13 protein-coding genes are annotated in these 12435 nt (G+C 62.0%); 7 read left to right on the top strand and 6 right to left on the bottom strand.

Going from position 1 to position 12435, the window contains the following annotated elements; all coding sequences use genetic code 11:
- Positions 1-42: 42 nt before the first annotated feature.
- Complete coding sequence (gene odc2, locus MHI61_RS26400; protein ID WP_038691369.1) at positions 43-1176, bottom strand: ornithine/lysine decarboxylase; 1134 nt, start codon at positions 1174-1176, stop codon at positions 43-45.
- 530 nt (positions 1177-1706) lie between these two features.
- Here odc2 and MHI61_RS26395 point away from each other — a divergent pair.
- The 3 genes from MHI61_RS26395 to MHI61_RS26385 all read left to right on the top strand — a co-directional run bounded on the left by MHI61_RS26395 (position 1707) and on the right by MHI61_RS26385 (position 4437).
- On the top strand, positions 1707-2600 hold the full coding sequence (locus tag MHI61_RS26395; protein WP_239791171.1) for a LysR family transcriptional regulator: 894 nt from the start codon (positions 1707-1709) through the stop codon (positions 2598-2600).
- Positions 2601-2728: 128 nt separating this feature from the next.
- Positions 2729-3370, top strand: a complete 642-nt coding sequence (locus MHI61_RS26390; protein ID WP_183917843.1) for a DUF1007 family protein — start codon at positions 2729-2731, stop codon at positions 3368-3370.
- Positions 3364-4437: a nickel/cobalt transporter gene (locus MHI61_RS26385; protein ID WP_239791170.1), complete on the top strand. Its 1074-nt coding sequence runs from the start codon at positions 3364-3366 to the stop codon at positions 4435-4437. Before MHI61_RS26390 ends, MHI61_RS26385 begins: the two co-directional genes overlap by 7 nt.
- Positions 4438-4439: 2 nt before the next feature.
- Here MHI61_RS26385 and MHI61_RS26380 read toward each other — a convergent pair whose 3' ends face one another.
- From MHI61_RS26380 to MHI61_RS26365, 4 genes are all read right to left on the bottom strand, one after another.
- Complete coding sequence (locus tag MHI61_RS26380; RefSeq protein ID WP_239791169.1) at positions 4440-4646, bottom strand: hypothetical protein; 207 nt, start codon at positions 4644-4646, stop codon at positions 4440-4442.
- Positions 4643-5338 (bottom strand): GNAT family protein, encoded by a 696-nt coding sequence (locus MHI61_RS26375; RefSeq protein ID WP_239791168.1) that lies wholly within the window; start codon positions 5336-5338, stop codon positions 4643-4645. The genes MHI61_RS26380 and MHI61_RS26375 overlap by 4 nt, the downstream gene beginning before the upstream one ends.
- Before the next feature lie 64 nt (positions 5339-5402).
- Positions 5403-6122, bottom strand: coding sequence for a tellurite resistance TerB family protein (locus tag MHI61_RS26370; RefSeq protein WP_239791167.1), 720 nt, complete (start codon positions 6120-6122; stop codon positions 5403-5405).
- A 179-nt stretch (positions 6123-6301) separates the two neighbouring features.
- A complete protein-coding gene (locus MHI61_RS26365; protein WP_239791166.1) occupies positions 6302-6940 on the bottom strand; it encodes a 2-dehydro-3-deoxy-phosphogluconate aldolase in 639 nt (212 codons plus the stop codon).
- A 154-nt stretch (positions 6941-7094) separates the two neighbouring features.
- On the opposite strand from MHI61_RS26365, the gene MHI61_RS26360 reads away from it, so the two are divergent.
- From MHI61_RS26360 to MHI61_RS26345, 4 genes are all read left to right on the top strand, one after another.
- The gene (locus MHI61_RS26360) at positions 7095-7583 is read left to right on the top strand and encodes a CYTH domain-containing protein (protein ID WP_239791165.1); all 489 of its coding nucleotides are present in this window, start codon (positions 7095-7097) and stop codon (positions 7581-7583) included.
- Positions 7561-8469 carry a CHAD domain-containing protein gene (locus MHI61_RS26355; protein WP_239792914.1) on the top strand — a complete coding sequence of 303 codons (909 nt, stop codon included), beginning with the start codon at positions 7561-7563 and terminating at the stop codon, positions 8467-8469. The genes MHI61_RS26360 and MHI61_RS26355 overlap by 23 nt, the downstream gene beginning before the upstream one ends.
- Positions 8470-8597: 128 nt before the next feature.
- Positions 8598-9074 carry a VOC family protein gene (locus MHI61_RS26350; RefSeq protein ID WP_239791164.1) on the top strand — a complete coding sequence of 159 codons (477 nt, stop codon included), beginning with the start codon at positions 8598-8600 and terminating at the stop codon, positions 9072-9074.
- Between the two features lie 70 nt (positions 9075-9144).
- Positions 9145-10074: a rhodanese-related sulfurtransferase gene (locus tag MHI61_RS26345; RefSeq protein WP_239791163.1), complete on the top strand. Its 930-nt coding sequence runs from the start codon at positions 9145-9147 to the stop codon at positions 10072-10074.
- A gap of 42 nt (positions 10075-10116) precedes the next feature.
- On the opposite strand, the gene MHI61_RS26340 is transcribed toward MHI61_RS26345, so the two are convergent.
- A complete protein-coding gene (locus MHI61_RS26340; RefSeq protein WP_239791162.1) occupies positions 10117-12330 on the bottom strand; it encodes an EAL domain-containing protein in 2214 nt (737 codons plus the stop codon).
- Positions 12331-12435 lie beyond the last annotated feature (105 nt).

The raw sequence follows: 12435 nt of genomic DNA, 5'->3' as shown, positions 1-12435 counted from the left end.
AAGTTGCCGCCCCGGCTGGTTACGGGGCCGGCGGAAACGACCTTAGATAACGTAGGCCTTCAGCGGCTCGAAACCGTTGAAAGCGACCGCCGAATAGGTCGTCGTATAGGCGCCGGTGCCTTCGATCAGGACCTCGTCGCCGATCGAAAGGGAGATCGGCAGCGGATAGAGGTTCTTCTCGTAGAGCACGTCGGCCGAATCGCAGGTCGGGCCGGCGATGACGCAGGGCTCCATCTCGTCGCCGTCGTGCTCCGTGCGGATCGGATAGCGGATGGCTTCGTCCATCGTCTCGGCGAGACCGCCGAACTTGCCGATGTCGAGGAAGACCCAGCGGGCATCGTCATTGTCCGACTTCTTCGAAATCAGAACGACTTCAGCCTTGATGACGCCGGCATTGCCGACCATGCCGCGGCCCGGCTCGATGATCGTCTGCGGGATCTGGTTGCCGAAATGCGTGCGCAGCGCCTGGTAGATCGACTTGCCGTAAGCTTCTGCGGACGGAACGTCGCGCAGATACTTGGTCGGGAAGCCGCCGCCCATGTTGACCATCTGCAGGTGGATGCCCTGCTTGGCAAGCGAGACGAAGACGCGCTTGGCATCGGCAAGTGCCGAATCCCAGGCATCGACCTTGGTCATCTGCGAACCGACATGGAACGAGACGCCGTAGGACTGCAGGCCGAGCTGATGGGCGTAGACGAGAACGTCGACGGCCATCTGCGGAACGCAGCCGAACTTGCGCGACAGCGGCCATTCGGCGCCTTCGCCATCGGTCAGCACGCGGCAGAAGACGCGGGCGCCGGGAGCGGCGCGCGAGATCTTCTCGACCTCCTCGTGGCTGTCGACCGCAAAGAGGCTGACGCCGAGCGCATGCGCGCGGGCGACGTCGCGTTCCTTCTTGATCGTGTTGCCGAAGGAAATGCGGGCAGCGGTCGCACCGGCTTCGAGCGCCATTTCGATTTCGGCAACGGATGCGCAATCGAAATTGGAGCCGAGGCCAGCGAGCAGCTTCAGCACCTCAGGAGCCGGGTTGGCCTTGACGGCGTAGTAGATGGCGCTGTCCGGCATGGCGTGACGGAAGGCGTGGAAATTGTCGCGAACGACATCGAGGTCAACCACGAGGCAGGGACCGTCGGGACGTCGGGTTGCGAGAAAGTCGCGGATGCGCTGGGTGGTCATATCGATTCCCTCTTCCAATTCCAGAGCTCCGGCATGAACCGGAGGACAAAGGGCATACGAGAACTCGCATTGGAACCAGCCGGTGGAGACCCCGGAACCATAGCAAGCGCTCGATGCGCGGATAGTGAACCAACGCCGCGGACGCGGTGTAAGTTCGGCTTTGTCTGCCATGGATTGGAGGGAGAATCCCAACCGCACTTCCGGCAATGATGGTGTGCCTCTTCAGTAACCCCCGCTGATGGAAAGCAGGGAGAGAACAAAAAGGCCCGCACCGTCGTTGCTTCAGGCGTCCTCGCATTTTCCGGTTGGCCGGAATAGCGACTGGAGGGGTTAATTCCAGGTACCTTACCGATTTCCTCACCAATTCGAGGGTTCGGCGGACACCCATGGGCACGTGCGACTTTGGGCTGAGGTGGAAATAAGAATATTCGCCTTCACAATCAAGCGTTTTTTTGATCTGGAGGTCAAAAAAATAATTGAACAGGTTGGGCCAATTTGTTCAATGTTTCGAAACAGCTTGGGGAAGCGCCATGGACACTCTGACCCGCATACGCGCCTTCATCGATGTCGTCGAGGCCGAAGGCTTTTCCGCCGCCGCACGGCGCACCGGCCGCTCGAAGGCGCTGCTTTCCAAATATGTGCGCGAACTCGAAGACGAACTCGGCGCTCTGCTGCTTAACCGCACCACCCGGCAGTTCTCGATGACCGAAGCCGGCCACACCTATTACCGCAGCGCCTCCGACATTCTGAAGGAGATCGACAACCTTGCCGATCTCGTGCGCGAAAACAATGCCCAGCTGAAGGGACGGCTGCGCATCTCGGTGCCCCGCACCTTCGTCGACGCCGATGTCGGCCAGTCGCTGATCGATTTTGCCGCCGAGAACCCGGACCTTTCGCTGGAGATCGCCGCCGATGACCGATTCGTCGACCTGATCGAGGAAGGCTTCGACGTGGCGATCCGCATTTCCAAGCTCGAAGATTCCGGCATGATCGCCCGCAAGATCTCCGATTTCCGTGTCCATCTCTGCGCCACCCCGGATTTTATCGAGCGTCATCCCGATCTTGAGCATCCGAGCGACATCTCCAATGTCCCCTTCATCGTCGATACCAATTCGCGCACCCAGGGGAGCATTCGCTTCTACAACCCTGATAACACCACCTTCACCGTCGCCGTCTCCGGGCCGATAGAGGTCAACAGTCCGCATGCGACATTGCGCGCCGCCCTCGCCGGCATCGGCATCGCTCTCATCCCCGATTTCGTCGCCCGCAAGCCGATCGAGAGCGGCCAACTGCTGACGCTGTTTAACGATTACATCCCGACCGACCGCGGCATCTATGCCGTCTACCCGCATCGGCGCTACCTGCCGGCCAAGGTGAGGATCTTCGTCGACTACCTGCACAACTGGTTCAAGAAGCATCCGTGAGGCTGGGCCGAAAGACCCGCCCGACTGGACGATCGGACGTCGACGATCGGCATCGGCCGCAAGCCGGTCCCAATTCCGTCCCAATTTCTGGCAAGAACTCGGGTCGAGCGAATAAGGCAGCGGGACGCATGAAAAAATCCATACCATTGATAGCCGCGCTTCTTTCGCTGGCGCCGGCCGCCGCCCTTGCGCATCCGCATATCTTCGTGGAGGCGCGGCTCGAAGTCGTCGCCGGCGCCGACGGCAGCATCGAGGAACTGCGCAATGTCTGGCGCTTCGACGAGGTCTTCTCCTCCTCGGTCGTCATGGATTTCGACAAGAACACCGATCTGAAGCTGGAGCCGAACGAACTCGCGCAGGTCGGGAAAACGGTGAAGCAGTCGCTTGCCGACTACGACTACTACATGAACCTGACGGTCAACGGGAAGAACGTCACCGTCCAGCAGCCTGACATCATCCATGTCGATTATAAGAACGGCCAGCTCCTGATGTTCTTCGCGGTCAAGCCGGCAGAGAAGATGCCGCTCAAGGGCAGGCTCACTTTCGGCGTCTACGACCCGACGCTCTATACGTCGATCGACTTTCCGACAGACAACGAACTCTCCACGGTCGGCGACAGCTTCAAGGCCTGCAAACACCAGGTGGTGAGACCGGATGCCGACGAGGTGATCTCGCAAAACAAGCAGTCGCTGACGGACGCCTTCTTCAACGATCCGACCGGCACCAACATGTCCAAGCTCTTCGCCACCCGGCTGGAGATCACATGCTGATGAAACGCCCCCTCATCCTTTCCGCAGCACTGCTTGCGCTCGTGACGGCGGCAACCCTTGCCCATGCGCAATCGCCGCTCGGCATCGGCACGGCCGAACCGAGTTTTCAACCGACCGGCGGGCCGTTCGCACCGCTTTTGCTCTATGTGAACTATGAACAGCAGGCCTTCTACCGGGCGCTGACGGATGCCTTGAAGGGCATGCGTGAAGATCCGTGGCAGCTGACATCGCTGATCGGTCTTTCCTTCGCCTACGGCGTCTTCCATGCCGCCGGCCCCGGGCACGGCAAGGCGGTCATCTCCTCCTACATGATCGCCAACGAGGTCGAGCTGAAGCGTGGCGTGGTGATTTCCTTCATTTCGGCCTTCATCCAGGGGGTCGTCGCCGTCGCCCTGGTCGGCGGCGCCTGGCTGGTGCTGCGCGGCACCGGCATCACGCTGACGGCCGCGACCCATGCGATGGAAATCGCCAGCTTCGTCATGGTCATCCTCTTCGGTGGCTGGCTGCTGTTTCGCAAACTGCGCTCGATGGCGGGCAATTTGCCGCGCCGCCGGCTGATGGCCACGTCCGCCGGTCCGGTCAGCATGATGCTCGATTGGAAGGACAACGCCGCCGAACGCCAGGCCTATACCTTCAGTGGCAAGGCGCAGGCCGTGGACGCCGGCCACACCTTCGTTCCGGGCATGGTCTGCGAGACCTGCGGCAATGCACATGTGCCGGATCCGGCCCTGCTCGCCGGCGACAGGTTCAGCGTCCGCGAAGCCTGGTCGGCGATCGTGGCCGTCGGCCTCCGCCCGTGCTCCGGTGCGCTTCTGGTCATGACCTTTTCGCTGCTGAACGGTCTCTATCTCGGCGGCATGCTGTCGGTCGCCGCCATGTCGCTCGGCACCGCAATCACCGTATCGCTGCTTGCCACCCTCGCCGTCACCGCCAAGGGTGCTGCCATCCGCCTCTCCGGACGCGGCTCGGCCGCCTCGGTCTGGATGGGCAACGCCATCGAAATCCTCGGCGCCCTTCTCGTCATCCTGATGGGCGTCTTGCTGCTCGGCGCCTCCCTGCAGGGCTGACCTTATTTTTCTCGGCCGCGCTGGTAACGCGCCCTGAGCCAGAAAACCGCGAAAAAGGCCATGATCAGGCAGACGCCGACGGCAATTCCCAGCACCGGCGAGAAATTGCCGATCCATAAAACGATGGTCGGCAGAAAATAGATGGCGAGGCCGGCGCCGAGCAGGATGATAGCGGCGGCGGTCGCCTGCGAGCGGCTCTCGGGGGTCACGCGAGCCTTTCCTTCTCAAGATCGGCACGAATATCCTGCAGGCGTCGGATCTGTTTGCCGGTGGCGTCGAAATTATCGGGCGAAAGCCAGGCCTCGAAAGCATCGTTGATCAGCGGCCATTCGGCATCAATCATCGAGAACCAGGCGGTGTCACGGTTGCGATGCTTGGAGATCATGTGCTGACGGAACACCCCTTCGAAGCTGAAGCCGTACCGCACCGCCGTCGTCTTGCTCGCCTCGTTGTTGTTGTCGCATTTCCATTCGTAGCGGCGATAGCCGAGATCTTCGAAGACGTGTTTGGCCATCAGGTAGTGCGCCTCGGTGGAAAGCGGCGAACGGCTCATATCGGACCCATGCGCCACCCCGCCGATCTCGACGACGCCATTTGCCGGGTCGGCGCGCATATAGTTCGCCATGCCGACAATCTTGGCGCTGGCGTTGTCGCGGAAGATATGGGTGAGCCAGCCGGACTTGGTGTGGACGGCCTCCAGCCAGTTGGCGAAATCTTCGATACCGGAGAAATCGTCCTGCGCGAAATAAAGCAGCAGCGGGTTGATGCCCATGCCGCCGAGCCCGTCCCACAACGCCTCGAGATGTTCCGCGCGCCGATAGGGCTCGACAGTGACGAAACGGCCCTTCAGCGTGACCGGCTTCGGCGCCGGGCAGCCCTTGAAATTTGCAAGATCGCGCATGTTTGCTCCCCTTTTCGGCAGAGGGGATAGGCCAGCCGCCCGATAAAGGCAACCGGCCTGGATGTCACTGTGACAATGTCGTCTTGGCGGACGACACCGTCGCCTCGATATGGTCGACCAGCTGGTCGGCAAGGCCGAGCCGGCCGGCAAGCAGATCGAGGTAGCCGCGTTCGGCGCGCGAATCCGGATCGATGGTAAGCCGCGAGGCGGTGTAGAGCTCGACGCGCTGTTCTTCCGTGACCGCCGCGGCGACGAGCGCATCGAGATCCGTCGGCGACGCGAGTTCGCGCTCGATGAAGGCGGCGGCCTCGCCACTGACGTCGGCGGCGGTGATCTTGTCCATGATGAGCGCACGTTCGGCGGCGTCGATATGGCCGTCCGCTTTGGCGGCGGCGATCATCGCGCGGATCAGGACCAGCACAAATTCGTTGCTGCCAGCCGGCGAGGCCGGTCCGAAACCGGATTCGGCCGGCGGCGGCAGCAGCACTGGATTATTGGCCGATGGCGCATCCGACGGGGCTGCCGGCGCCTGCCCTGACTGGTAATTCTTGTAGGCCTGGTAGCCAAGGCCGGCAATGGCGGCAAGACCGCCGATCGCCAGCGCGTTGCCGGCAATGCTGCGCCCGGTCTTGGTGCCGAGAAGCACGGCTGCGAGCGCACCGGTTTTCATCGGATTGTTCCGTGCCGTCTGCATGGCATCGCCCGCCCTGTCGCGGACCGAACCGCCGAGACCCGGAACCTGCGAACCCAAGAACTGGTCGAGAAGCTTCTTCGCGTCGAACATTCCTCGTCATCTCCTGTTTGAGGCTGGAGCAGAACATAGGTTTGCGACGACTGAAATACAAATGGGGGCTCGCCGAGAAGCCACTATGGGGAGGAACGGCTAACCTCCTGCCGATCTCCCTTGTGGGGGAGATGTCCGTCATAACAGAGGGGTTCACACCCACCTAGGAAAATACGATCTCAGGCCTTCAGCGCTGCCGCTTCCGCCGCGAGCTTGGTAATGCCTGCCCAATCGCCGGCAGCGACCAGTTCCTTCGGCGCCACCCAGGAACCGCCGACGCAGATGACGTTCGGCAGCGACAGGTAATCATTGGCGTTCTTCAGCGAAACGCCGCCGGTCGGGCAAAACAGCGTGCCGGCAAGGGGTGAGGAAAGCGCCTTCAGGAAGGCGGCGCCGCCGGCCTGCTCGGCAGGGAAGAATTTCAGCACCTGGTAGCCATCTTCGCGCAGCGCCATGACTTCGCTGGCAGTCGCAGCGCCCGGAAGCAGCGGCACATCGGAATCGGCGGCAGCATCGAGCAGCTCCTGCGTCGTGCCCGGGCTGACGATGAACTTCGAACCGGCCTCGACGGCGGCGTGCCAATGGGCCGCATTCAGGATTGTGCCGGCGCCGACTTCGGCGCCCTCGACCTCGGCAGCGACGGCGCGCACCGCCTCGAGGGCCGCGGGCGTGCGCATGGTTATCTCGATTGCCTTCAGGCCGCCTGCGACGAGCGCGCGGGCCAGCGGCACCGCCGACCTGGCATCATCGACGATCAGGACCGGGACGACCGGCTGGAGTTTCAGGATGGAAAGGAGTTTCTCTGTTTTCTCGCCCATGGTCGCGCGACCTCCTTGAAACGATTGAAATTGCATCCCGAATAACGCCCCCGCCGACCCTTGTCGAGATAAAACCCGGTCGCATGAGAAGATGGGTATGAAATGCGGGGAAATTGGTCTACCGTGCGGCGATCGTCACAAAAGGTTCACTGGCATGGCGAAAGAGATCGAGCGGAAGTTCCTGGTACGCAGCGATGGATGGCGATCCGCCGTCGAGACGAAATCTGTGCTCAAGCAGGGTTACATCGCCTCAATGGACGACCGCTCCGTCCGGGTGCGCATCCTCGACGGCCGGAAGGCGAAGCTCACGATCAAGATTGGCCGCAGCGCCATCACCCGCGACGAATTCGAATTTGACATCCCGATTGCAGATGCCGAAGAGCTGTTGCAGAACGCGATCGGCATCGTCATCGAAAAAACGCGTTACCGCGTTCCGTATCAAGGTTTCGTCTGGGAGGTCGACGTCTTTGCGGGCGCGCATCGCGGGCTGGTGATCGCCGAAGTGGAAATGACGGCGGAAACCGACGACCCGGCGCTTCCCAGCTGGCTTGGCCGCGAAGTGACTGGCGATTTCCGCTATTCCAACCAGGCCCTCGCGACAGAATACGGGCATGACAGGCATGGCCTATCGCATTCGGCCTGACGCCGATTTCACCGAGGCGTTCCGCGACGTCGCGACCGAGCAGCTGGAAAGCGCTATCGCGGTCCTTGAGGAACGGCCGGACGGCGCGCATGATGCGATCCACTCCTTCCGCAAGAACCTGAAGCGGTTGCGCTCGCTCTACCGGCTCGTCGCGCGCGACGTGCCGGATTTTCAGGACCGCGAAAATGCAAGGCTGCGCGATGCTGCACGCTCGCTGTCGGCAATCCGCGACGCCGCCGCCCTCATCGGCACGGCGCAATATCTGCAGCATTCAGCCCGCGGAAAAGAAGAGGGCGAAGCGCTCGGACGGATCGTCACCGTTCTCGAAGGCCGCCGTGACTGGATGGCGGAGGCCGAAAGCGGTCTGGAGCAGCGGCTCGCGGAAACCTCGGACGTTCTGAAAAAAGCGATCGCCGCACTCGATACAGTCTCATTTGATAGCGGTCATCGCAAGAATGCCCGCATGCTGGCGAAGAGCTGGCGCCGCACCACGCGAAAGGCCGGGACCGCGCTTGCCGCCTGCCACGGCGAGGCGTCGGCCGACGATTTCCATGTTCTGCGCAAACGCACCTACGATTATCGACTCTATCACGCCCTTTTGCGCGATGTCTGGCCGGGCGCGATGAAGGCCAAGCGCGATGCGGCCAAGGAGCTCGTCGAGGATCTCGGCCATATTCACGACCTGGCAGTGCTCTGCGAACTGGTGGAAGCCGAGCCGCAGCTCTTCACCCGCAATGACGATCTGGCGCATCTGCTCGACGCCATCATCTTCCGCCAGCAGGAAGACCGGCGGCAGGCGCTTGTCAAAGCCGAAGCCGTTTTCGCCGATGATCCTGATGACGAAGCGCAGCGCATCGAACTGCTCTGGCTGACGGCCGCAAATTGAGCGGCGGCGTCATTATTTCGATTGCGCCAGCGCCTCTGAAATGTCGAAAGAAGCCCATTGACCTCAACCAGACTTGAGGTCCTACCCTCCGGCAGTCGCGACCAAGCAGACCTGACCGCGAGGAAAAAATGATTGCCGTAAATGCTGCTATGCCAAAGCTGCTCGGCCTCTACGAGACCCATCTGACCGTTGCCGACCTCAACACGTCCATGAATTTCTACCGGGATGTCGTCGGACTCGAACCGGCGGCGTCATTCGAGGAGCGCAAAGTCGCTTTCCTCTGGGTGGACGACAGGAAGACTGGCATGCTCGGCCTTTGGGAAACCGGAACCGGACCCCTGAGGATGCGGCTGCATATTGCCTTCCGCATGACTGTCGAAGGCGTGCTGCAGGCGCCCGCCGCGCTCAAGGCAAAGGGTGTCGAACCTCTCGGCTTTACCGGCGAACCGGCGGCGGAGCCGGTGGTTCTCGGCTGGATGCCTGCCCTGTCGATCTATTTCGAGGATCCGGATGGACACTCGATCGAGTTCATCAGCATTCTCGACGACACTCCCGACCGAAGCTTCGGCGTGCGGCCGTTTTCGGAATGGAAGGCGAAAGCATAATCGGTAGCCGTCAAAGCCGCTACCGGCGAAGGCAATTGCGCGATCCGCCGATTTTCTGTATTTCCCGCCCATGACCGACGGCCTGACACACACCGGCCCGTTCCTCGTAGCGGCGCTCTACCATTTCGTTTCCGTACCGCGCTTTGCCAGCCTGCAAGCGCCGCTGCAGGCGCTTTGCGAAGAGAACGGCGTCAAGGGAACGCTGCTTCTGGCGCATGAGGGCATCAACGGAACGATCGCGGGACCGGATGCCGGTATTGGAGCCGTGCTTGCCTTCCTGCGTGCCCAGCCGGAATTTTCGAGCCTGGAGCACAAGGAAAGCCGCGCGTCGAAGATGCCTTTCCTGCGCCTGAAGGTGAAGCTGAAAAAGGAAATCGTCACCATGGGCGTCGAAGACATCGACCCCAACAAGGTGGTCGGCACCTATGTGACGCCTCAGGACTGGAACGCGCTGATTTCCGATCCCGATACGATCGTCATCGACACCCGCAACGATTACGAGACGGCAATCGGCACCTTTCGCGGCGCGATCGACCCGAAGACGAAGACGTTCCGCGAATTTCCGGATTGGGTGCGTCAGAATTCCGGCCTGCACAACAAGCCGAAGATCGCCATGTACTGCACCGGCGGCATACGCTGCGAGAAGGCCACGGCCTTCATGAAGGCTGAGGGCTTCGACGAGGTCTATCATCTGAAGGGCGGCATCCTGAAATACCTGGAGGACGTGCCGCCGGAGGAAAGCCTCTGGGACGGCGCCTGCTTCGTCTTTGATGAGCGTGTGTCCGTCGAACACGGCCTGAAGGAAGGTGAGCACCGGCTGTGCCACGCCTGCCGCAACGCGATCACTTCAGAGGAAATCACCTCGCCGCTCTACGAGGAAGGCGTTTCCTGCAGCCACTGCTATCACACGCGCACGGAGGAAGACCGGCTGCGCTACCGGCAGCGGCAGCATCAGGTCGCGCTGGCAAGAAAACGCGGCCAGCGGCATATCGGCAGCTGACCTGTTGCTATTGGACGGGCTTGCTGTCCGAGAATGTGGTCGTCAGGCTGCGCCGAGACGGCGCTGGGCCGACGGCTCCGCGGCGCGCAGCTCGTTGAGCATGTCGGTAATTCGCTCGGCCACCATCGGCTTTCCGAACAGATAGCCCTGCAGGCAATCGCAGCCGAACAGGCGCATGGCGACTGCCTGCCCCTCGGTCTCGATGCCTTCGGCCGTCACCGGAATATCGAGCGAGCGGGCCAGCGCCACCGTCGCCTGCAGCATTTCGCGCTGGCGTTTGTCCTCGTTGACGCCCATGACCAGCGAGCGGTCGATCTTGATGCGGTCGAAGCCGAACTGCCTGAGATAACCGATCGAGGAGAAGCCGGAACCGAAGTCGTCGAGCGCCACTTTGACCCCCAGCCCCTTCAGCCGTTCGATCGACTGGCGGGTTCGCTGCGGGTTCTGAATCATGTAACCTTCGGTGATCTCCAGCGTGATGCGGCTGGCCTCGATCTCCGTCTGTTTCAACACGTAGCGCACATAGTCGGTGAAGGCAGGGTTACGGAACTGCCCGGGCGAGACGTTGACCGAGACATTGAGTTCCGGCCATTGTTTGGCCGTCTCGCAGGCTTTGCGCAGCACAAACAGGCCGAGCGATTCGATGAGGCCGCTGGTCTCGGCGATCGGAATGAATATCTCGGGCGAAACAGGGCCGTGACCTGGACGGTTCCAGCGCACCAGCGCCTCGACGCCGCTGAGAGCATGCGTGGTTGCATCGACCAGCGGCTGATAGGCAAGCGTCAGGTCACCGCTTTCGATGGCGATTCTGAGATCGAGCTCCAGCGCATTGCGCTGCTCCCGGTCCGCATCCATCGACGGATCGTAGAGCGTCATGCGCGCGCGACCGGCCTCCTTCGCCTTGTACATGGCAAGGTCGGAGCGGCGCACCAGTTCTTCGCGGTCGATTGCGCCGGCAGGCGACATGGCGATGCCGATGCTGGCGCCGACGACGACGACGCGGCGGCCGATCTCCAGCGGATCGACCAGAAAATCGAGGATCTGCTCGGAAAGCTGCAGCGCGGCGGCATTCTCGCCGTCGGAGAGAAAGGCGATCGCAAATTCATCGCCGCCGATGCGGGCGAGAACCGCGCCTTGTGGGATCAACACCTTGAGCCCGGCTGCGACCGCGCGGATCAACTGGTCGCCGGTGCCGTGTCCATAGCTGTCATTGACTTCCTTGAAACCGTCGAGGTCGAGATAGAGGAGCAGCACATTGCGCTTGCTCTGGCGGGCTTCGACGACAAAGCGGTCGACGGCCAGCCCGAGACCCTCGCGATTGGACAGCCCGCTCAGCCTGTCGCGCAGCGCCTCCTCCCGGGCCCTGTTTTCCTCCGCCTTCAGGCGGCGGCCGGCGAGCCAGCCGATGGCCAGCAGCACCACGAAAAACAAACCGACCAGACCGAGAGCCTCGATGACCATCGGCCGCACCTGCGCATAGGCGATATTCCCCGGTGCGCGCGAGGTCCAGACGAGCTTGCCGAGCGTTGCCCCCGTCGGGTCGACGATAGGCACGAGATACTCGGCTTCGAAGGTCGGCGGCGCCAGCCGCAGGCCACCGATGACATAGGTCTGACCGAGCGCGCTCACCCTGTCGTCATCGAGATGACGGGCGAAAATAAGATAGCGATGTTGACCGGCCGGTACATCGAGTGCCCCGGATTTCTGCCGCACCAGCGCCACGCCGGCAGCGGCAATTCCGCGTTTGGTGTGCACGAAACCGACGGCCTGAGGCCTGTCGGCTGGGCCGGCCGCTTTCGCTGTATCGAGCAGCTTCCAGAGCGAAGGCCCGAAGAAATCTGCGAGCGGCTCCTTCATCGGCTTGCCGTCGCGATAGGCTATGATCGCAGTCCTCGCATCATCGATGACGATCGCCATATCGAAAAGCGAGCTGTTGACCGACATCTCGCCGTAGTTGCTGACCGTCCAGCCCATGCCATCAGGCGCGTAGACGTTGGCGGCGGCGTCGTCCCAGGCGGCATAATCGTCGAGCGTCGCGCCGAGCTGATCCTCGAAAGTCCTCAACGCGCCGATCGTCGTTTCGCGCGAGCGCTCGTCATCAAGGACATTGGCATTTTGAGCGACGCGTTCGATTGCCGTCAACACCATGATGGTGGCGACCGCGACGATGATCGCAAAGGAAAACAGCACGCCGGTGACGGTGATGTGACGGCCTATTCCCGATCCCTTGCCCTGCAACTTTCCGAGTATCTGCATTACCGCTCCCTGACCATCGGACTTTGCCAGCCAAGGGTTCAGAAACGTTTAAGCACCCGCCTGTTGCAGATTTTGTCGGTTCATTTTTTTGCCCACGGCCGGCAG

The sequence above is a fragment of the Rhizobium sp. K102 genome (assembly GCF_022385315.1).
In the GTDB taxonomy this organism is placed as follows: Bacteria; Pseudomonadota; Alphaproteobacteria; order Rhizobiales; family Rhizobiaceae; genus Rhizobium; species Rhizobium croatiense.
The sequence above is the reverse complement of the archived record's forward strand: the minus strand, read 5'-3'. Positions and strand labels throughout refer to the sequence as shown.

Coding starts and splice junctions, on each gene's coding strand:
- odc2 (WP_038691369.1), bottom strand. CDS start 1,176: ATGACCACCCAGCGCATCCGCGACTTTCTCGCAACCCGACGTCCCGAC.
- MHI61_RS26395 (WP_239791171.1), top strand. CDS start 1,707: ATGGACACTCTGACCCGCATACGCGCCTTCATCGATGTCGTCGAGGCC.
- MHI61_RS26390 (WP_183917843.1), top strand. CDS start 2,729: ATGAAAAAATCCATACCATTGATAGCCGCGCTTCTTTCGCTGGCGCCG.
- MHI61_RS26385 (WP_239791170.1), top strand. CDS start 3,364: ATGCTGATGAAACGCCCCCTCATCCTTTCCGCAGCACTGCTTGCGCTC.
- MHI61_RS26375 (WP_239791168.1), bottom strand. CDS start 5,338: ATGCGCGATCTTGCAAATTTCAAGGGCTGCCCGGCGCCGAAGCCGGTC.
- MHI61_RS26370 (WP_239791167.1), bottom strand. CDS start 6,122: ATGTTCGACGCGAAGAAGCTTCTCGACCAGTTCTTGGGTTCGCAGGTT.
- MHI61_RS26365 (WP_239791166.1), bottom strand. CDS start 6,940: ATGGGCGAGAAAACAGAGAAACTCCTTTCCATCCTGAAACTCCAGCCG.
- MHI61_RS26360 (WP_239791165.1), top strand. CDS start 7,095: ATGGCGAAAGAGATCGAGCGGAAGTTCCTGGTACGCAGCGATGGATGG.
- MHI61_RS26355 (WP_239792914.1), top strand. CDS start 7,561: ATGGCCTATCGCATTCGGCCTGACGCCGATTTCACCGAGGCGTTCCGC.
- MHI61_RS26350 (WP_239791164.1), top strand. CDS start 8,598: ATGATTGCCGTAAATGCTGCTATGCCAAAGCTGCTCGGCCTCTACGAG.
- MHI61_RS26345 (WP_239791163.1), top strand. CDS start 9,145: ATGACCGACGGCCTGACACACACCGGCCCGTTCCTCGTAGCGGCGCTC.
- MHI61_RS26340 (WP_239791162.1), bottom strand. CDS start 12,330: ATGCAGATACTCGGAAAGTTGCAGGGCAAGGGATCGGGAATAGGCCGT.